Below are 20,366 nucleotides of genomic sequence, written 5' to 3'. Positions count from 1 at the left end.
GCCGGTCCCGGTGACAAGCTGTGCATATAAATTCCGCGCGTGCGTATTCTGCCGACTAACGCGCGGAAAGGGCGGCCTATTCCCGAGCGAGCTGTCCGGGAGGCACGGCCCAGATGCGCACGCGACCATCGACGCCGGCGGAGGCGATCTGCTCGCCGGTGGGCGAGAAGGCAACCGACGTGGCGCCGCCGATGTGGCCGGTGAGGGCGCGCAGGATGCGCCCGCGGCGCAGGTCCCACAACCGCACGGTGCCGTCCTCGCCAGCCGAGGCGAGCTCTTCGCCCGAAGGCGCAAAGGCGACGTCGGCGACCCGTCCGCGGTGACCGGTCAGCGTGCGCAGCCGCCGCGACGACAGCACCGACCAGATCTGGATACGCCCGTCGAGCGCGCCGGCGCCGAGCAACTTGCCGTTCTGCGAAAATCCGACCGAGGTGATGAAGTCGCGCTGGCCCTTGTAGGCGCGTTTCATGGCGAGCGTGTCGAGGCTCCACAGGCGCACGGTCTTGTCGGCGCTCCCCGAAGCAAGCAAGAGCTGCTGCGGGGAATAGGCGAGCGCCTGCACGGCGTTCTCATGCCCATCGAGCACCTGCAGCGGCGCCGCTGCCTGGCGGGCATCCCACAGCGTCACCTTCCAGTCGTGGCTGGCGGTGGCGAACCGGTCGCCGTCACCCACGAATGCAACGGCCCATATGTTCGCCTCGTTGCGCTGCACGCTGGCAATCTTCTCGGCCCGGTCGATGTCCCACAGCACAACCTTGCCGTTGGCGTGCCCGGTGAGCGCCCGCGAGCCGTTGAGCGCCAGCGCCGTCGCCGGGCCATCGTCGAGCTCGATGGTACGCACCAAATTCCGGTAGTTGGCGTCCCACAGCTTCATCGTGCCGTCGGCGCCGGTCGTGACGATGCGCCGGCCATCGGCGGTGTAGGCGGCCCGGGTCACCGTCCCGCGATGGGCGTCGATCTCGGCAATCGGGGTGACGATCACCGGCGCTGGCGTCTGCGCCTGCTGCTGCACCGGGGCTGTCGTTCCGGTCGTGATGCCGGATGTCGCTCCGGTTGTCGTCGTCGCCGAGCCGCGGCTCTCGAACTGCGGAAAGCGGTCCTGCATAGCGACGGCAGCGCTGGCGACGCCGACGCCGACCAGCAGCTTGAACATGATCGGCAGCAGGCTGGGGCGGCTGCCCTTCAGGCGGCGCGGGCGCGCCCGACCGGGCGACTTGACGACGACGAGCGCACGCTCCTTGGGGATCGGCTTCTTGGACTGCGACTTCTTCTTCAGAACGGCGGGCGGCGGTTCGACCTTCGCGGCCGGTGCCGGTACGGCGACCGGCGTCGAGGCGGCGGCGATGATGATCGGCGCACCCTCTCCATCCGGCTTCTTGCGCAACCCTTCGAGGAAATCGAGCAGGCCACCCTTCGGACCCGGCGCATCGGGCGGGGGGGGAGTGGCCGACGCAGGCGCGACGGGGACCGTTGGTGCAACCGCCACCGTCGCGGCGATGGCTGCCGGCGCAGGTGCCGGTGCGGCGGCCGATACAGGCTCGGCGAACTCGGGTTCCTTTTCTTTGTTGCGGTTCTTCCCGCGATCGCCGGCGCGTCCGAGCCAACTCGTGCGCACCGGATCGGGTGCGAGAAGCTCGGCGCGCCACGCGGCGATCGACTGAGGCCGGGCATCGACGCCGAGAGAAAGCGCCTTGTCGATCGCCTTCAGGAAGTTGGTGCGGTAGGAACTAAGTGCCGCCTCACGCGCCGGGACGTGCTCGTCCTTGACCATGCGCGAGGGGGCATCGGGCGGTCGCTTGCCGGTTACCGCGTGATAGAGCGTACCGGCGAGCGCGTAGATGTCGGTCCACGGCCCCTGCTGGCGGCTTGTCTCGGCATATTGCTCGTAGGGGCTGTAACCCGGCTTGACGAGCGCCGACACGGTCTTGGTGTGCGAGGCGATCTCGCCGCGCGCCGAGCCGAAGTCGATGAGCACCGGGTCGCCCGACTTGCGGATGATGATGTTATCCGGCGCAATGTCGCGATGGAGGAAGTCGGCCTTATGGATCAGCTCGAGCGCGTCGAGCAGGGGCCCGAGGATCGCATCGAGCTCCTTCTGTCGCGGGGCGCGTCCCAGGCTCTTGAGCCAGGCCTTGAGGCTCTGGCCTTCCTCGAAGTGGAGGACCATGTAGCCCGTGTTGTTCGCGCGGAAGTAGCGGTAAACGCGGACGATATTCGTGTGATCGAACTTGGCGAGCGTCTGCGCTTCCTCGATGAAGCGGTCGAGGCCCCAGCGGTAGTCGCCGGCGCAATCCTGCGAACGGGGCGCCGCGTCGATGCCGCCATTGCGGGCGGCGATATCGCTCGGGAAATACTCCTTGATCGTCACCATGCGCGCGAGAGCGATCTCGTCGGCGAGATAGGTCACGCCGAAGCCGCCGGCGCCCAGCACGCGCTCGATGCGATAATCGCCGACCAGCTCGGTTCCGCTTGGCAGCGCGATGAGATTCGTCATGGCTCTCCGTGACGTCGGTCTTTCGGCTCACATGCAACGCCGCGCGCCGTCCGTCAATTTGCCGTACCGCCTCCGACACACTTATGGCGGGCAAATGTGGCGGCGGATAGAGCATGCAAGTCTTGCGAACAAATCTGAGCTGCCGCTCTGAATGCCATGTTCTCGCCGTCATGCCGCCCGAGGCTGCACTTTGATTTGATCCGAGAAGAAGACCATGAGATCGCCGTGGTCGCCACTGATGAAGCCCTCGATTGCCGCCGCCGCGATCTCTCAAACCCATGTTGCAGCAGCAGCGCCCACAAGTGAGCCGGGACGCGCCGTGTTGATCTCCGACCTCGTGACCTTGGCAACGCCGGCAGCCGACACCTGGCTGCAACTGAACGCGTGGCTCGGCGATAGCTACACGCGAGCGCCGGCATTGATGCTCGTCCTCGCCGCTCTCATGGCGCTGCCGCCGCTGGCCTTCGCAGGGTTCATGCTGCGGCGGCAATCGCGCCGCTCTCCCGATGCGACCGTGCGCCTCGCGCGCTCGGCGCGCCGCACCGAGGGCACCGCGCGCAACGTGACGGCGCGCACCGAGCTGTCGTCCTGGCCGACCGAGGCCTGGGTCGAGATCGGCGGGCATCGCTATGTCATCGGCCGCACCATGCTGCGCATCGGCCGCGAGGCCGACAACGACGTCTGCCTGATGCAAAAGACCGTGCACCGCTATCACGCGGTCATCCGGCGCAGCACCGACGGCGAAGTCGTCATTACCGACCTGTCCGGAGCCGACGGCAACGGCGTGATGGTCAACGGCAAGCGCGTCGGCGAGAGAAGTCTGAAATCCGGCGATGTCATCGGCATCGGCGAAGTGGCACTGAAATTCGACGCCCGGCCCATTTGACCCATGCACGCCGCAACCTTCGAGGCGCGGCTGCACAAGATTTGGCGGGCCTTGGCGTTGATCATAAAAGGGAGACTGCACATGTCGGAAGAACGCCAAGGCGCAACGGAGGTCACCATGTCTCAGCAGGGCGTAAAGTCAGGCCGCTTCCTCGGCTCGCTCAAGGATGCACTGGCGGCCGCGAGCCGCGATGACACCCAGCGGGGCCCCGCACCCGCTCCGGTCGAGCCGGCGACGCAGCTCGCGCCCAAGGCCGAGGCGCCGAAAACCGCCGCCGAGCCGGTGAAACCCGAAGCCGCTCCCGCCGCCGCGCCTACGCCTGCAGGCCTTAGCGCTGCGGAGGCCGCGCGCGAGGTCAAGGGCCAGACCTCGCTCAAGCCGCAGGACAAGCATCTCGAGTTCGGCAGCCCGCCGACCACGCGCGTCGTGCGCGGCGGCCCACCGAAGGTTGAAACGACGGGTTCGCCGCGGACCCAGCTCGTGCGCGGCAAGGTGCAGGTGAAGCGTGGCGAGTTCGAGCAGGACCCGGTTGTGGGCTGGCTGGTCATCGTCGGCGGCGCCGGAATGGGCAGCTTCCGCCCGATTTTCGAGGGTAACAACACCCTGGGCCGCGCCACGACCCAGCGCATCCCCCTGGATTTCGGCGATGACACGATTTCCTCGGAGGAGCAGGCCTATATCCGGTATGATTCGGCCGCACGATCTTTTCTTTTCGTGCCGAACCTAGCTAAGACCAATGTCGTTTCTATCAACGACAAGCGCCCCACCGGCGCGGTCGAGCTGAACCAGATGGACGTGATCACGATCGGGCGCACGCAGCTCGTTTTCGTGCCGTTCTGCGGGGCGGAATTCGACTGGGCCGAGCTGACCGATGCCAAGGACTGATGCAGCCGTTCGATCACGCCTCGCGCGCCACCAAGGGTGCGCGCGACTATCAGGAAGACTCCAGCGCCTTCTGGCCGCCCAAGGATAGGGCGGCCGGAACCGGCGACGTGCTGCCGACTGCGAACCAGACGCGGCTCGTCGCCGTGCTCGCCGACGGAATGGGTGGGCATACCGCGGGCGCGTTGGCGAGCCGCATGGTGTGCGACAGCTTCATCTCGGCCTACTCCGGTCTCAATGGCGCGCGGCCGGAGCGGCTCTTGAAGTCGCTCACTGCTGCCAACGATTCGATTGCCGCGCAGGTGCGGGCCAACCCCATGCTCGCCGGCATGGGCACGACGCTCGTCGCCGCGGTGTTCACCAACGAGGGCGTCGAGTGGGTCAGTGTCGGCGACAGTCCGCTGCTGCTGTTCCGGCGCGGCGAGATCGCGCTGTTGAACGAGGACCACTCGCTGGCGCCGGAACTCGACCGGCTCGCCGCGTTGGGGCGCATCACGCCCGAGCAGGCCAAGACCGACCCGCGCCGGCACATGCTGCGCTCCGCCGTCACCGGCGATGAGCTCGACCTCGTCGATGTTTCGCGCCGGCCGCTGGTGTTGGAGGACGGCGACTACGTCATCCTCGCCAGCGACGGCGTGCAGACGCTCGACATGACGGAGATCCAGCGCATCGTCTCGGCCTACGCCGACGACGGCGCCGAGTCGGTCGCCAACGCGCTCATCCGCGCCGTCGAGGCGATCCGCGATCCGCACCAGGACAACACGACGATCCTGGCCGTGCGGCCATTGCCCGTGCCGGCTTAGACGCCGCTCTCAAATGATAGCCGGCTTACGGAGCCGGGGGCGTCGTCGGTGTTGTCGCCGGAGGCGGCGTCGCGGCTGGCGAAGTCACCGGCGGAGTCTGGGTTGCGTACCAACCGATACCCAGCACAATGATCGCCGCAACTATCAGCAGAATTATTCTCTGGTCCATTGGATTTCTCGTGCCCTGATTGAAGGAGGGGGCAAAGCACACCTTATCAGGCCCGCGCCTGGACGACAAAGATAAGGTCAAACCAGTTCGAGGAGGCTTTGCCTACCTCCAACAGGCCGGGGTCAGTCGTCGTGGTCACACTCACGCTCCTCCCTGTAGTCGCCGTCGCGCTCCCATTCGCGCTCGACCTTGCAGTTGCCCACCCGGAACTCTTCCTCGTATTCGTCGTCGCTGACGTGCACGCGGTAGTCGCGGCGCCCGTGGCGGTCGTCCTCGTCCCGAGGATCGGCGGAAGCCGGAACGCTGAGCAGCATCAAGGCGGTCACAATCGCGAGTGCTGATTTCATTGGCGGGGTCCTCCTCAAGCTGGCGAACGCCCCGAGGCCGATATTGGTTCGCGCCGCTCCTGCAGAGCCGGTGCGCGACGTCGCATGGGTGAAAGTCGCGTTTGCATACGTGCGGGAGGTAGCTCGCCCGGAGCGCCTCGTGTTCCCATAATGTTCTTGAACGCTTGCCCGGCTAACGTTAAGGTTGCATAGGCCGTAGCGGCCTTATGGGCGGGCAATGTACGGCCAAATCTCCACCCTCGCGTTCGTCGGCATCGAGGCGCGACCCGTCGAGGTGCAGGTGCGCATCACGCCGGGCAAGGCCGCGTTCGTCATCGTCGGCCTCCCCGACAAAGCGGTGGCGGAAAGCTCCGAGCGCGTGCGCAACGCCCTGCACGCCGTCGGCCTCGGTCTTCCGTACAAGCACGTGACGGTGAACCTGGCGCCCGCAGACCTGCCGAAGGAAGGTAGCCAGTTCGATCTGCCGATCCTGCTCGCCATGATGGTGGCGATGGAAGCGGTGGCGCCTGACGCGGTCGCCGGCTACGCGGCGATCGGCGAGCTGGCGCTTGACGGCTCGATCCGCGCCGTGCCGGGCGCGTTGCCTGCCGCCATCGGCGCCAACGCCATGGGCAAGGGTCTCATCTGCCCGGCTGCCTGCGGCTCGGAAGCGGCATGGGCCGGCGAGGACGTCGACATCCTGGCGGCGCCGCACCTCCTGTCGCTGGTCAATCACTTCAAAGGGCTGCAGACGCTGGCGCGCCCGAAGGCGGCGCTCGATTCCACGCCATCGCAGCGTCCCGATCTCGCCGACGTCAAGGGACAGGAAAGCGCCCGGCGAGCGCTCGAAGTCGCCGCCGCCGGCGGACACAACCTCTTGATGATCGGACCTCCAGGCGCCGGCAAGTCGATGCTGGCGGCGCGGCTGCCGTCAATCCTGCCGCCGCTGACACCGGAGGAGATGCTTGACGTCTCGATGGTGCACAGCCTCGCCGGCGAGCTGATGGGCGGCAAGCTCGCCACCGAGCGCCCGTTCCGCGCGCCGCATCATTCGGCGAGCATGGCGGCACTGGTCGGCGGCGGCACGCGCCCCCGCCCCGGGGAGGTGAGCCTCGCGCACCTGGGCGTCCTGTTCCTCGACGAGCTCCCCGAGTTCCAGCCGGGCGTGCTCGACGCGCTGCGCCAGCCGCTCGAGACCGGCGAGACGGTGATCGCGCGCGCCAACCATCGCATCCAATACCCATCGCGCATCCAACTCGTCGCGGCGATGAACCCGTGCAAGTGCGGCGGCGGTGGCCCTGGGGTCACCTGCCGGCGTGGCGAGCGCTGCGCCGCCGAGTACCAGGCGCGCATCTCCGGGCCGCTGCTCGACCGCATCGATCTGCAGATCGAGGTGCCGGCGGTGAGCGCGGCAGACCTCATCCTGCCGTCACCAACAGAGGGGAGTGCAGAGGTGCGCGCCCGCGTGAGCCGGGCGCGCGAGGTGCAGCGGGCGCGGTTCCTCAAGCTCGGCGCCAAGGGCATGCGCACGAATGCGGAGTGCGCGGGCCGCATGCTCGAAGACGTCGCTCAACCGGACGCGGACGGCGCCGCGCTGTTGCGTCAGGCGGCGGATGCCCTGCAGCTTTCGGCGCGCGGCTTCCACCGCACGCTGCGCGTGGCGCGTACGCTGGCCGATCTCGATGGCGAGGAAGGCATCGGCCGCATGCACGTCGCCGAGGCGCTGAGCTATCGCGGCGAGACGCTGAGACAGCGGAGCGCAGCGTAGTGGGCATTGGGCAATCGCCTGCAGACGATCGTATCTCACCGCGACTTGCGCGTCTGGCAGGAGGCTATGGGATTGGCGGAGGCCACATACCGCACCGTCGCAGATGCGCCATCACGTTGGAGGTTCGCTTTGGCGGATCAGGCGATTCGCGCGGCAGCTTCTGTGCCAGCCAACATCGCCGAAGGATACGGTCGGAACAGCCCGGGCTCCTATGTTCAATTTCTCAAGGTCGCTCGCGGCTCGCTGAACGAACTCGACACGCACATCCTGCTCGCACAAAGAGTTGGAGCCTTCGACAGTGAGCAGGCAGCTCGCTTACTCGAACAGTCGGAGCGGGTTGGAAAAATGCTCAACGCGCTCATCAAGTCGGTGCGGTCAACGGTTAAGTGAACAAAGAGAGGGCAGCCGCCGAATGGCATACCGCCCCCACTAGTGCCCATTGCCTGCTGCCCTATTGCCTGGATTTAGGCGGCAAGCGCCTTCAGGCCACGCTGCATCAGCGCCGCCTCGACCGTATTCTTCAGCAAGCAAGCGATGGTCATCGGGCCGACGCCGCCCGGCACCGGCGTGATCGCGCCCGCCACCTTGGCGGCACTCGCATATTCGACATCGCCGACGATCTTGCCCTTGCCGTCCTCTTTGACGATGCGGTTGATGCCGACGTCGATGACGATGGCACCCGGCTTGATCCAGTCGCCCTTCACGAACTCCGGCTTGCCGATGGCGGCGACGACGAGGTCGGCGCGGCGCACCACGTCAGGCAGATCCTTGGTGCGCGAGTGGGCGATGGTCACCGTGCAGTTCTCGCGCAGCAGAAGCTGCGCCATCGGCTTGCCGACGATGTTGGAGCGGCCGACGACCACCGCGTCGAGGCCAGACAGGTCGTGCTTCACCGACTTCGCCAGGATGATCGAGCCGACGGGCGTGCACGGCGCCAGCGCCCGCTCGCCGATCGACAGGCGCCCGACGTTCATCGGATGGAAACCGTCGACGTCCTTCATCGGGTCGATCAGCTCCAGCACCTTGTTTGAGTCCATGTGTTTGGGCAGCGGCATCTGCACCAGGATGCCGTTGATGTTGGGGTCGGCGTTGAGCTTGGCGACGAGGTCGAGCACCACCTGCTCCGGCGTATCCTCGGCCAGCTTGTGCTCGAACGACTGCATGCCCGTCTCGACGGTCTGCGCCGCCTTGTTGCGCACGTAGACCTTGCTCGCCGGGTCCTCGCCCACCAGCACCACGGCGAGGCCGGGCACGAAACCGTGCTGCGCCTTGAGGCGCGCGACGTCGGCGGCCACATCGGCGCGCACCTTGGCGGCGATGGCTTTGCCGTCAATGGCGTAAGCAGTCATAGAAAAGCGTCCTCCCTCGGATCGATCGTTGTGCCAGCAGTCATGAAGCCCCGGCGAGCTTGGCCATGAGGCGCCGCTCGAGGCAATCCGTTTCCCCACTGATGGTGAGCGACTTGATGCGGGATTTTCCGCCCGCAGTCACGCGCACCGAGCTCTTCGGCACGTCCAGCCAGCGGGCGATGAGCTTTTCCACCGCCGCGTTGGCCTCGCCCTCGGCCGGCACCGCGCGGACGCGGGTGGCCAGCGCCTGCCCCTCCGCGCTCGGGATGACGCCGTCGACGCCTTCTATCGACGATTTCGGCGTAAGGCGCACGCGCACGATGACGCACCCTTTTCCTGCCCGCCACGGTTGCTCGGCGATGGTCAAGGCGCCCCTACGATGACCGGAATTAGTACCTGGCTGATCAGACCCTGCACGAAAAAGCAGGCGAGCAGCAGCACGATGGGCGATATGTCAATGGCGCCGAGGCTTGGCAGAGTATTGCGGATGGGACGCAACAGCGGCTCGGTGACTGCGTTAATCCCTTGCCAGATGGCCCGGACAGTCGGGTTGTACGGGTTGACGACGCCGAAGGCCATGAGCCAGCTCAGGATTACGCTGGCGATGATCACGTAGACGTAAAGCTGGATCAGGTAGCTGATGAAAGTGAGCAAGTAGACGAGTAGCTCGATCATATGGGAATTCGCCTCCATCCAGCGTGGCAAACCAGACGTGTAGCGTCGCCCGGGGTGGGCGGCAAGCTGCTGGGCAAGCCGCGGACAGGCCATTTCTTGACAAGATTCGGGGTGGCCCTCTAAATGCCGCCGAACTGCCCGGGGCCGTAGCTCAGATGGGAGAGCGCTGCAATCGCACTGCAGAGGTCAGGGGTTCGATTCCCCTCGGCTCCACCACCGATCTAATCTTCCAGAGTTCCCCAGCCCGGACTGCGCCTGCTGACGCGCTCTCCCTAGCTCCCGACGATGTCACCAATAGCCTCTCGGCTACGTGCCGAATGGTGTGGCGTTACTCCGCTGTCTCCGCTTTCTCATTGCCGTTGCACGGTCGATAGAATGCATGGAGCGTCTGGGATTTCTAGGTTCGATTTTGAGGGTATTGAGGCCGTCGTAGACAGCCGTAGGTGGGCGTAGATAGGCGGGATTCACAAGCGCGTGAATGCGAGAGCTCCCTCGTTTGTCGAGTGCGGTCTATCCTCGCGTCCGACCTGAGCCAGCACTTGCGAGTGATCGGACGCGCGATCGCTGTGGGCTCCCGTTGCGGCCGAACCGCCGTGCGCTGAAGTCCGCATGTATACAGAAGCTGATGTCGCGATGAGCGCGCTGCATGTCGGCTTAGGGCCACAAGCAGACTTGGTGCCGGACGCAGCCGACGTCGGCCCAGCACCTGTGAGCGGACTTCTGACCGCACTTCGCTATCGTCAGCCTCGGCCAGATCCGGCGACGCCCACGGCACCATCGGACGACCGGACATCCCTGAGCATCGGAACGTCCGCTGCAGGACGCGCTTCTCACTGCGCTGCTAACGCGTTCAATCGATCCCTCTCCTCAGCGGAGAGCTTCTGCGATTGCTCATCGCTCAGCGTACCGTTGCCGAGCATGTGCACGGCGCTGTTTGGATCGTAGGTGTCGAGACGGCTGCGTTGATCCTTGATCTTTTGTTTCCGCTCCTGGTCCGGCTCATCGCCGCCGCCGTAGCCGATGACCTCGACGATGATGATGGCCGGCTGGTCGTTGGGGGGCATTTGGGTGGCATCCCCAGCGGCTTCAGCACCCTCGTTCTTCGTCTCCACCGTCAGCGTGGCTGCCGCCGTCGTCGGCTCTGGCAGCCCCTTAATCTCCCCGCCGGCCTGGATGTTGTCGCCGTTGATGATCTCCGGCGCCCAGATAAAGATGTTGCCGCTCACGCTTATGCCGGCGTCGCCGGCATTGATGATGCCGTTCGGCGCGTAGAGATCGACATCGGAGATCGCCGCATCCGGAGCACCCTTCTGGGTAGAGATGCCGCTGCCGGTGAAAGACGGATTTATCCGATAGGCGACGGTGCCGTCGGCCGAGAGCAGATAGGTGCTCGCGGGGTTGGTGAGCGATGACTTGCGACCCTTGCCGGCGTCGATGTCCCCGAAGGTCGACCAGATCGTGATGTCCCCGCCGCGCGCGGTGAGCACGCGCGACTTGTTGATGATGGTGCCGGTGCCGGTCATAATGCGGATCTCGCCACCGTTGATGGTGAGAATGCCGTTCTTGTCGCCGACGGCGTTCGAGGACAGCGCGCTCACCTGCAGCCCGCCACCCGGTGCGAGAATGTCGACATTGCCGCCGCGATAGGTGCGGATCATCGACCGGTCCATGATGACATCGCCCTGCCAGGCAGTGTTGCCCTTCTGCTCCGCGCCTGGGAACAGCGTAGCTATGGCGGCGTATCCGCGTTCGAAGCCGAGGCCCGCATCGCCGAGGCCGGCAAGATATCCACGTCCTGCCGCACGCAGCTCGCGCGACAGAATCCGGTCGATGAGGATCTTGCGGTACTCGCCATATCGCGGGTCCTGCAATGCCGCGAAGGCGGCGGGGCTGGACAGCATCGGATCGCCGGTGACCTGGCGCATGAAGGCGACGACCTCGTCGAGGTAGATTGGCTGGCCATTTGCAACCAGGTAGGACGGCATCGCCGCGACATTGGCGGGATCGAGGTAGGCGGCGACAAACGCGTCATAGCGCGGGTCGTCGGCCGTGCCGGCGAGCACGAGCAGGTCGGCGCCCTCGCGCGGCAACGCAGGGTTGGAATATGACGGCGGGGCCCCGCCACCCGACGTCTCGCCGTTGCCTGCCGTCTCGATGCCGCCTCCACTCCCGAGGTAGACGTCCCGGCCTGCTTCGACCAATACGAAACCCGGTCCATCGATGGAGACACGACCGCGGCCGAGATTGATGTCCCGACCAGCCGAGATCAGAGTTAGGTCAGAACTACGGTTGTTCTGCGCGCGGACTTCCAAATTATTGATATCGCGGCCGGCCCGCACCCTGATTGGCTCAGGATAGTATTGCGCCCGGATGACCGCTCCAGGAAGACCGACCGTGACATCCCCGGAATTGGCATAGAAGCGGCTCGGTTCGTCGTCAGCTTCATGCAACAGGCCGCGCGGGCGATAGTCGCCTCTGCCTTCAGGGTAGTACCCCCACAGGTCACCGCTCCCATAGTCGGACGGAATTCCCCACAGCACCGAACCTTCGATGATCCGTGCGAGCGGCCGCGACACCGACCCGATCAGCTCGGGATCCACCGGAGACATGACCAGGTTCCAATAGACCGCGCCATCCGCCATGACGCCGCCCGGTCCGGTGAGCTTGAGATTGACCGAATCCTGCGCCCAGAGATCGAGGTTCCCCGTGGCGGACGGATAGATCACCATGCCGCCTTCGACATTGATACTCCCGGCAGCCGCAATCGCTTTGGTGTGCGCAGGGTAGTGCACGAGCGGCCGCATCGCGTTCTCGATCTCGCTGTAGCCTGCCGAATCGTAGTTCCGCCAGGCTGGGGTGGCGGTCTGCAGATGGAGCGGTGTGTTCCAGAGATTGACGTCGCCGCCGACCGACAGCAGAGCCAGATCCGTGTTCTGGCCATAGGTCGAGAAGTAGCTGCGTTCGCCGTCCCCGACCTGATCGTAGGACTGCGCCCACAATGTCGGATTGCCCGCGGCCGCGATGTCGATCGTGCCGCCCGCCGTGACCTTCAGGGCGGCATCGCCCATGGCCAGGACCGTGCGAATGGGCACACTGCGGCCAACGGGCGTGATGCTGGTGTTATCAGTATAGATTGCCGTCCTATTCGAGGTTATCGCACCGCCGGCCGTGATGGCGCCGGTGCCGTGATCGACATAGTAGACGCCGCCGACGACGTCGCGGCCGGCGTTGACGGTAAGATCGCCGCCGCCGGTGATGGCGACGGTTTTCGCCTCATCCGCCGTGCGGCCGCCGCCGATGCGCCCTTGCGTCGGAGTCGAGGCCGAGACGTTGACGATGTCGCGCCCAGCCTCGACCATGACACTGCCGCCGCCGAGCGCGGCTATGCCCTGCTGGAACGCCCCGAAGTTGATCCACCACGCGGTCTGGCGATCGGCCAGGAAAGAGCCATCGTTATTTCCGTCTGCACCGGGAGGCATGATATTGGCTGCGCCATCCCGCCACAGCCAGTCGACGATCATCTGGTCGCTCGCGACCAGCGTTTTGATGTCGTTCTGCGCGGTGACGCGCACGTCGCCGCCGCCCTGCGTGAACACCGGATTGTACGCGTTGCCCGTATATGTGCCCCCCAGCGAAGGATCGGCGATGCGCGCGCCCGCCGTATAGATGACCGATGTCTTGTCCGCCAGCACCACGTCGTTGCCTGCGGCGAGCGAGATCGAGCCGGTGCCGGTGCGCACGATTGCCCCACTGCCGAGTCCGATATTGCCGGATGCTCCGCCAGCGAGCGTCCCGATCGGGCGGACTGCGAGCGGATTCGCGGCCGCCAGATCGGCGCCGCCGACGAGGCGGTAGGACCACGAGGCGGGATCGCTTCCAACCGCAGCATCAGCCGCCGCGCTGCCGAACCCGTCCGAAAGGCTGGCGTTGAGCACCAGGTTGCCGCCCGCCCGAAGCGTCAGCACGCCGGCCTCGCCATCGTAGCGCGCCGCATGAAGATCGACGGCGGAGGTCAATGTAAGATCGCCGTTCGAGGACAGCTCGATGCCGGGCACCAGATGGAATGTCGCGTCGCCACCGCGCCCGAGGCTCGCCTCGATTGCGGCCGCATAGGTCGACATGAAGCTCGCCGCATCGGCAAACGCGCCCGGCAGTTGGGCATCCACCGAGGTCGTGTCGTAAGCTCGGTAGGCCTCGGCAAGGATCTTCCCCGCCGTCATCGTCGCCGCCGCGTTTACCAGCTTGACGCTGCCGTCGGTGTCGTCGCGCCGGAAGCGGAGCCGGATCTCGCCGTTGCCGTTGCGGCCGCCCACCGTCTCGATCATCGCGCCGGCTTGCAGGCTCATGTTGCCTTCCGCCGCAACGAGCTCGATGAGACCTGAGGTCTTCTGCGCGTCGCTGGCGTTCGCCCGAAGCACCGCGCCGCTCGCGACCTGCAGGTCTTGCTTCGCCGACAACCGGATCGTCCCGCCCCCCGTGCCGCTGGCATCGATTACCCCCGTCACGGTGATGCTGCCGGCGTCCGTCGCCAGGGCAAAGCTGCGCGCATGCGTATCGCCGTCGAGGGTCACGTCACCGGCGCGCAGGCGCAGGCTCAGGTCGCCGTCGAAACCGGCTTGCCTCAGCTTGGCGCTGAGCGTGCCGAAGGCGCTGACGGCGCTCGCATCGAGCGTAAAGTTGCCGCCGCTACCCGCCCGCAGGTCGCCATCGAGGCGTGCTTCATGCTGCGGGGTCGTAATCGACAGCGTACCGGCTGAACCGTTGCCGCTGCGCGAGACGTCGATCAGCGATCCTGCCTGCGCCCACACGCGCCCCTGGTCGGCCACCAGTGCAACGGTGCCACCGGCGATGTCGGCTTGCTGATCGTAGAAGACACGCGAGAAGCCCGGTGCCCGCGTCACCGAAGCCGACGTCAGGGTGACGTCCCCGGCCGTCGCCCGCAACGTCAACGATCCGGCCGCCAGGTCGATCAGGCTGCTCTGCGTTATCGATGCGGCGGTGATCGCCAGGCGGGCGCCCAATGTCTCGAAGCCACCGCTCGCCGCCGTGCCCGTCAGCGTGAAGGCGCCGGTGGTCGTCCAGTCCTGCGACGCGCCGCTCTCGGCTGTCAATCGAGGCGCGCTGAAAGCGAGATCGGCGGTCCCGAAATCGATCGAGCCTGTGCCGCGGCCGACGATCGCCGTGCTGGCCGAGACTTGGATCGTATCGAACCCCGTGATCACCTTGCTGCCCGTGCCGAGCGCAAGGGTGTCCGCCGCGATGCCAAGGATTCCGCCCGTCCCGCCCAAACTGGCGTTGGTGCCGCTCAGCGTGTTGGTGAATACGACCTCGCCCGCCGCCACGGTGACGCTGGAGCCGGTGCTGCTGTTCAGTGCTGCAGCATCCAAACGCAGGCTGGCGAGCGTGAAGGCGCCATTGGCGTTGCGACCGCCCAGTGCCACGTCGCCGTAGAAGTCGATCGAGCTATAGCTGCGCAGGCGCAGATCGGTTGCGCTCATGAGGGCGGCGAGCGAGCCGCCGGACAGGACGAGGCCGTCCGGGGTGCCTGCTGGGGTGCCAATGCTGATGCGACCGCTCGAGACGTCGAGCACCTGGCCGAGCAGCGCCGCGCTGCCCGACACGGTGGTCGTCTCGGTTGCATCGAGGATGATGGCCTTGCCGCGCAAGGTTGCCGCACCGACCGCCAGCGTGCCTTGGGTGCGCTGCGCGCCGTCGCGGATAACGCCCACCACCTCGCCGTTCGACACGCGCACGAAGGCGCCATAGTCGCGCGCCGGCGAGGTGATGTTGCCGCTGGCGTCTTTCACCGCCGCGATTGCGGGCGTAAACAGGATATTGCCCGATCCTGTGCCGACCGAGCCGCCCGCCTCGATCAAGCTGCCATCGGCGATATGGATAGATTCCTCGGACGCGAGCAGGATCTCCGGCGCCGTCAGCGCGTTGGCCTCAGTGCCGTCGGTCGCCACCACGATGCTGCCAGCAGTGGCGTCGACTTCGAGACCGCTCACGGTCTGCCGCCGCTTGCCGCCCAGCAAGAGGCTCTCGGCACCGAGCGCCGATAGGGCTGCGGCATCGATCACCAGATAGTCGGCCGCGCGATAGCTCGAGGCGTCGACTCCGCCGACGACGGCAATCTTGGCCGCTGAAATATCGACCGCCGCCCCGCGACCTCCCGCTTCCGCCGAGCCGCGCAGCGTCGCGTTCAGCGTCGCCGAAAGGGTGGCCTCGATCTGCAGGGCGCCCGCGTCCATCGGCAGGCGCGGAACGGCCGTCACTTCGAGGCCGGTCTGGCGGCGCATTGCTTCGACGAAGTCGGTCGACGCAAAATACGTGTTGGCAGTCCAGACCTTGTACTCGGAATAGAGGCTGATGGTCGCGTACGGCGAGACCTTGTAGGCCTGCGTGCGGGGATCGCGGACATCGGTGCCGCCGATCGAGCCCCAGCCCGCGACAACCACCGAGCCATCGGGCAAGCGTGCGCTCCCAGTGAAGTCATAGAGTGGCTGACCGTTGCTTCCTGCCATCGCCTGTAGCCGGTAGGCGCCGGGCAGCAGTGCATAGCTCGCCGGCAGCACGACGTAGTCGCCGGCCGGCACGCCATTGCCACCGGCGAGGTGAATGATCTGCTGGCCGGCGATGGCCGAGACCTGGCTCACTGGCAGGATGGCCATCGCGTTGCCGTAGGTCAGGTAATCTGACGAGCCGCCCGAGCCCGGGATGAACTGGTAAACGAGCAGGTCGCCGCCGCCCGACAGGTCGACGACGGCGCCCGCCTGCATGTCTACGTTCGGCGCCCTCAACGTGACCCGCTTCTCGGGGGGCGAGGTAATCGGGGCATTGGGATTGCCCGCGTACCAGAGTGTCTGGTCGACGATATAGCCGTACGGCACGGTCAGGCCGGCACCCGATACCGAGGTGATGCTGCCGGCGCCGAGTGTCAGCGTATCGGTTGCGTCGAGCACGATCTCGCCGAACGGCGCCCGCAAGGTGCCGCGCTGATCGATGATCGGCGCGCTGAGCGTCAGCGTTCCGCCCGCCGACAGCGGTGGCGGCGGATTGCCGTTGGGCAGGATGGTGATGGACTGTCCGGCGGTGATGGTCGCGGTGGTCTGCGTCGTCGGATAGACCTGTCCGGCGGCGATGACGAGATCGCCGTCGACATCGAGACGCGACGGTGTGGTGTAATTGCCGCCCATGCGTAGATCCGTCGTCTCGATGTTCGTCTGCGCGTAGCCACGGATGCCGGCCTGGCCGATGTCGACTAGCGATGCCTCGAGCGTGAGCTTCCCCGCCAGCGCTGCGGCCGGGCCAGGGATGCCCAAGCCTCCAATCTGGATAAGCGGCGCCGCAAGGCGCGAGGTCGAGCCGTTGCGGTTGATCAGCGAGCCTTCGACCTGGATGGATCTCGACAGCGCAACATTGACGCCGTCCAGTTCGACGTTGGTGCCTCTTGCCGCCAGGCTGGCGAAGCCACCGGTTTCAAAGGACGTCGGTCGGACCACGAGCGAATTGATCGGCGCGAAGGTCTGCGAAAAATCAATACCGAACGCGTCACCTAGGCGGACGAGCGCCTCCGGGCTCAGACCGTAGTCGGCGGGATTGATCGCACGCCCCTCTCCGGTTGCCGTACGTGAAAGAATGATGTTGCCGACCGGGCTCGGCGACAAGGCGTCCACAAGCGCTTGCGTAAGAACGATTGGTATATATTCCTGTCCGGCGTCAGGGTCAGGATTGAACAGGATCAGCCCGACATCGAAGCCGATGGCCTCCTGCCAATCGCTGAAATCGCCCGAACAGGTGCCGCTGCCAAGTCCGTAGCAACTTGGCTCGAGCCCGCCGAGCACTGCCTGCAGCTGCGCAAGCGGTGCCAGCTCGGACGACGGCTGCATCCCGAAGTTCACCGTTCCACCCGAAGCGCCCGGTCCGCCCGCCTTTCCGATCAGCGTTCCTTCCACCTTTCCGCGGCTGCCCGTAATGGAGATCGATCCGCCGTTGCTGGCGAGCGACAGCGGTCGATATATCGGCCCCGGCATGCCTTGGGGCGGTTCGAGGATATCGATCACACCACTGGTGCCGGAGACATCGATCAGCGAGCCGGCTTCCGTGGTGACCTCGCCCTGCGCGTTGAGCTCGACAGTGCCGCCGCCGAGCACCTCGCCACTGCGCAATCCGCGCGTGCCTGTGATGATGCGGGTCGCGCCGCGCGCCAGCAACTGCGCCGTGGAGGCCAGCGTGACGTTGTTGCCGTTGATCGAAATCGATCCGGCCGGTGTGTCGATCTTGCCGGCAATCGCAACGTCGCCGGTCCCATTGAGGATAACGCTGCCACCGATGCCGGGAGCGATGGTGGTATTGGCTCCAAGTTCGAAGTTGCCCGAGGTCTCCATGCTGAGCTCGACACCGCGGCGCTGGCTCGGGAAGAGCATCGCCGGGGCGGCAACGGCCGAGATGGAATCTGCAGATGCGTGCGACGTGTAGCCTGACGTCAGGACTCTGGTCCGCACTTTGGGCGCGAAGGTCACACCGTCTTCGATACCGGCGAGCTTGAATGCGAACCGGCTGAAGCCGCCGCGGTCGAAGAAGGACGGATCCAACCCGAGAGCGTTGCCGCCCGGCGTCGCACCATCCGAACCGATCCATAGCGCCGGCAGGCCGACGAGGTTGAGCATCCCTCCGGCCGGCGCAAGCGGCACCTGGTCGGAGCTTGCCAGACCGTAGGCGCTCATGGCGACGGAGTTCAGGCCGGCGACGGTCGCGCCTGCCAGCGTGATCGAACCCGCCGTGCCGGCCTTGACGCCTTTAAGGCCGACCGTTGCCCCTGCGTCCGCGGCCAGGACCGACCCGGACTCGAACGTCAGACCGCTGTCGGCTGTGAGGGAGATAACGCCGCCGTTCACGACACGCGGTACAGCGCTGAGCGAGGACAATTCGTTGGTCCACTGGCCGCTCACGTCGATCGTGGCGCTTCCCTTGACCGTCAATGTATCCTTGCTGCCGATAGTGACGGAGCCTCCGGCCACACGGATCGAGCCGTCTACGATGACGGAATTGCCGCCGGTCTCGCTGTAAACGCTCAGCAAGCTGCCGGGTTGAAGGCGCAGGTCGACATCGGAGGCGAAAGTAATGTCGCCGTTCACGTGGACTTCGACCGTCGACAAGCCGCTTTCGTTGAACCGGTCGGTGGACAATTGCAACGTGGAGGACCGGTCCACCGGCAGCGGGGTGGTGAGCGAAAAGTCGCTCGGCAGTGACGCGACCCGGGCCTGGAGCAGAAGGTCGTTGGCGTTGAAATATCCGTCCGGAAGCGACAATGAGCCAATCTTCAAAGTGCCGCCCTTGGGCGGCGCAGTGAGCTGACGCTCCCCCTTGATGGCATGGGCATAGATGTTCCCATCCAGCACCTGGGCGGGCGCGTGGATCTCCAGCGTCCCGGCCTGTGCGCCTTCGACGTAGCCTTTCTCGAACCGTCCGGCTGTTCCATCCCCGAGCAGAGGTGCCCAGACCTGGGTGACGCCCCAACGCGCGTGGTCGCGCACGAAGCCGCCGCCGATCGCGACATAGCGCATGTCGGCCCGTGCACTGCCGATATCGTAGAGGCGGCCGTCGGCACCGAGAAGCTGCGTCGTCTTGATATAGCCGTCGAGGTAGCGCAGCGAGCCGCCGGCGATGTTGATCTCCGCATCCGACATGACCACGACTTCGTTGGCATGGATGGTCACGCTGCCGCCCTTGACGGCGCGCTCGGCCATCGAGGTCGGAGCGTTGGCGATGTACTCGTTGGCGTCGATGACCTCGCTGCCGTACCAGACTGTGCCGTCCTCGCGCGTGCCGCTGACGCGCCGATCGACATAGACGGTCTCTCCCACCAGGATGCCGCCGCGTTGCAGGGGCGAATCGCGCAGCTCGTTGGCGCGCACCTCGACGGCCACCGAGTTGCGCTCCATCGGCACCTCGACATCGACCACACCGGACACGTCGAGAACGGAACCCGCATGCATCAGGAAACGGGTGCCGACCGCGGGCCCCGCCGGCGTCGCGCCGAAGCCTTCATTGAGGCCGGCGAAGCTATACTCGACGCCACGTAAATCGATGTCGATCTTGCCGCCCTGCGCCTGGAGATAGGCGCCTTGGAGGTCGTTTCCGCCGGCGCCGGCTTTTCCATTCAGCTCGACGATCGCGCCGCTGATACGCAGGGCCGACGAATTCCCGGCCGACCCGCCGGTGCCGACGGCGCCGCTCGGATCAATGACGATCTGCGTTATGCTGTCCTCGCCGAAGACGACGGTCCCGCCACGCCGCTTGATGGCGCCGTAAGTACTCCACAGCACCGAATCCTCGCCGGCAATCATAATGCTGCCCGGCGAGTCCAAGGTGGTGACGGCGCGCAGGATGCCGTTCTGCCTCACCGTCGAGCCGACAACCGTGATGTTGCCGGCGTCGGCGGTAATCAGGCCGTCGTTCCTGGCCACCATGCCGACCTGCGCCGTGCGCGCGGCAAGCTTCTCGAACAGTAGCGGGTCATCGATTCCGGGCGTGAAGTAGTTGGGCAACGCCGAGACATAGGCCCGCATGCCGATCATGCCGCTATCGGCGTTCTGCGGAACGAGCCACACCTGCTCACCGGCGGCCAGCAGCACCTGGCCAGCGTCGGTCGCCAGCGTGCCGCTGTTGGTCACGTTGGTCCCGAACAAGCCGATCAGCCCGTGCTTGCCGCTGGTGATCTGGGCCCCGGCCAGTACTTCCACATTACCGGCTGGCGCCGCGGCCGGCGCGTCAGGATCCGACGTCAGGGGAATGTCGCCAAAGGCCGGCAGCATATCTACATCCGCGCCGCCACCGATCCGGCCGCTAAGCGGCGCATTGATGCCCGCAAGAAACTGGCGGTTCGACAGGCTGAGCGATGACGCAACGATCGTCCCAACGTTCACCTGGCTGGCGCCGCCGAAGATCACGCCGTTGCGGTTGATGACGTAGACCTGACCCTCGGCCTTGATGGAGCCGAGGATCTGGCTCG

At 66.2% G+C, this 20,366-nt stretch carries 11 protein-coding genes and 1 tRNA gene; 6 read left to right on the top strand and 6 right to left on the bottom strand.

Annotated features, from left to right (window positions below; translation table 11 throughout):
• Positions 1–76 precede the first annotated feature (76 nt).
• Positions 77–2,494, bottom strand: coding sequence for a serine/threonine-protein kinase (locus GIW81_RS12270; protein ID WP_154739683.1), 2,418 nt, complete (start codon positions 2,492–2,494; stop codon positions 77–79).
• A gap of 214 nt (positions 2,495–2,708) precedes the next feature.
• Here GIW81_RS12270 and GIW81_RS12265 point away from each other — a divergent pair, with 214 nt between their 5' ends.
• The 3 genes from GIW81_RS12265 (at position 2,709) to GIW81_RS12255 (ending at position 5,065) form a co-directional block, all read left to right on the top strand.
• Positions 2,709–3,380, top strand: a complete 672-nt coding sequence (locus tag GIW81_RS12265; RefSeq protein ID WP_154739682.1) for an FHA domain-containing protein — start codon at positions 2,709–2,711, stop codon at positions 3,378–3,380.
• Positions 3,381–3,461: 81 nt separating this feature from the next.
• Positions 3,462–4,265: an FHA domain-containing protein gene (locus GIW81_RS12260; RefSeq protein ID WP_154739681.1), complete on the top strand. Its 804-nt coding sequence runs from the start codon at positions 3,462–3,464 to the stop codon at positions 4,263–4,265.
• Positions 4,265–5,065 carry a PP2C family protein-serine/threonine phosphatase gene (locus GIW81_RS12255; protein ID WP_154739680.1) on the top strand — a complete coding sequence of 267 codons (801 nt, stop codon included), beginning with the start codon at positions 4,265–4,267 and terminating at the stop codon, positions 5,063–5,065. The genes GIW81_RS12260 and GIW81_RS12255 overlap by 1 nt, the downstream gene beginning before the upstream one ends.
• A 291-nt stretch (positions 5,066–5,356) precedes the next feature.
• On the opposite strand, the gene GIW81_RS12250 is transcribed toward GIW81_RS12255, so the two are convergent.
• Positions 5,357–5,581 carry a hypothetical protein gene (locus GIW81_RS12250; RefSeq protein ID WP_154739679.1) on the bottom strand — a complete coding sequence of 75 codons (225 nt, stop codon included), beginning with the start codon at positions 5,579–5,581 and terminating at the stop codon, positions 5,357–5,359.
• Positions 5,582–5,798: 217 nt separating this feature from the next.
• Here GIW81_RS12250 and GIW81_RS12245 point away from each other — a divergent pair, with 217 nt between their 5' ends.
• Together GIW81_RS12245 and GIW81_RS12240 are read left to right on the top strand one after the other, a co-directional pair.
• Entirely contained in the window at positions 5,799–7,328 is a 1,530-nt protein-coding gene (locus GIW81_RS12245; protein ID WP_154739678.1) for a YifB family Mg chelatase-like AAA ATPase, read from the top strand.
• Positions 7,329–7,334: 6 nt separating this feature from the next.
• Positions 7,335–7,718, top strand: a complete 384-nt coding sequence (locus tag GIW81_RS12240; protein WP_324615021.1) for a four helix bundle protein — start codon at positions 7,335–7,337, stop codon at positions 7,716–7,718.
• Positions 7,719–7,792: 74 nt separating this feature from the next.
• Here GIW81_RS12240 and folD read toward each other — a convergent pair whose 3' ends face one another.
• Genes folD through GIW81_RS12225 form a run of 3 tightly spaced genes read right to left on the bottom strand, consistent with a single transcriptional unit; the run spans position 7,793 to position 9,352 of the window.
• Entirely contained in the window at positions 7,793–8,677 is an 885-nt protein-coding gene (folD, locus tag GIW81_RS12235; RefSeq protein WP_154739677.1) for a bifunctional methylenetetrahydrofolate dehydrogenase/methenyltetrahydrofolate cyclohydrolase FolD, read from the bottom strand.
• A gap of 40 nt (positions 8,678–8,717) precedes the next feature.
• Positions 8,718–9,044 carry a DUF167 family protein gene (locus GIW81_RS12230; RefSeq protein WP_154739676.1) on the bottom strand — a complete coding sequence of 109 codons (327 nt, stop codon included), beginning with the start codon at positions 9,042–9,044 and terminating at the stop codon, positions 8,718–8,720.
• Positions 9,041–9,352, bottom strand: coding sequence for a YggT family protein (locus tag GIW81_RS12225; protein WP_154739675.1), 312 nt, complete (start codon positions 9,350–9,352; stop codon positions 9,041–9,043). Before GIW81_RS12225 ends, GIW81_RS12230 begins: the two co-directional genes overlap by 4 nt.
• Positions 9,353–9,492: 140 nt before the next feature.
• Here GIW81_RS12225 and GIW81_RS12220 point away from each other — a divergent pair.
• Positions 9,493–9,568, top strand: a tRNA-Ala gene (locus GIW81_RS12220).
• Between the two features lie 614 nt (positions 9,569–10,182).
• Here GIW81_RS12220 and GIW81_RS12215 read toward each other — a convergent pair.
• Positions 10,183–20,358: a filamentous haemagglutinin family protein gene (locus GIW81_RS12215; RefSeq protein WP_324615104.1), complete on the bottom strand. Its 10,176-nt coding sequence runs from the start codon at positions 20,356–20,358 to the stop codon at positions 10,183–10,185.
• Between the last annotated feature and the right edge of the window lie 8 nt (positions 20,359–20,366).

Source organism: Hyphomicrobium album, from assembly GCF_009708035.1.
GTDB lineage: Bacteria > Pseudomonadota > Alphaproteobacteria > Rhizobiales > Hyphomicrobiaceae > Hyphomicrobium_A > Hyphomicrobium_A album.
Note: the sequence above shows the minus strand (reverse complement) of the source record. Positions and strands in the feature narration are given on the sequence as shown.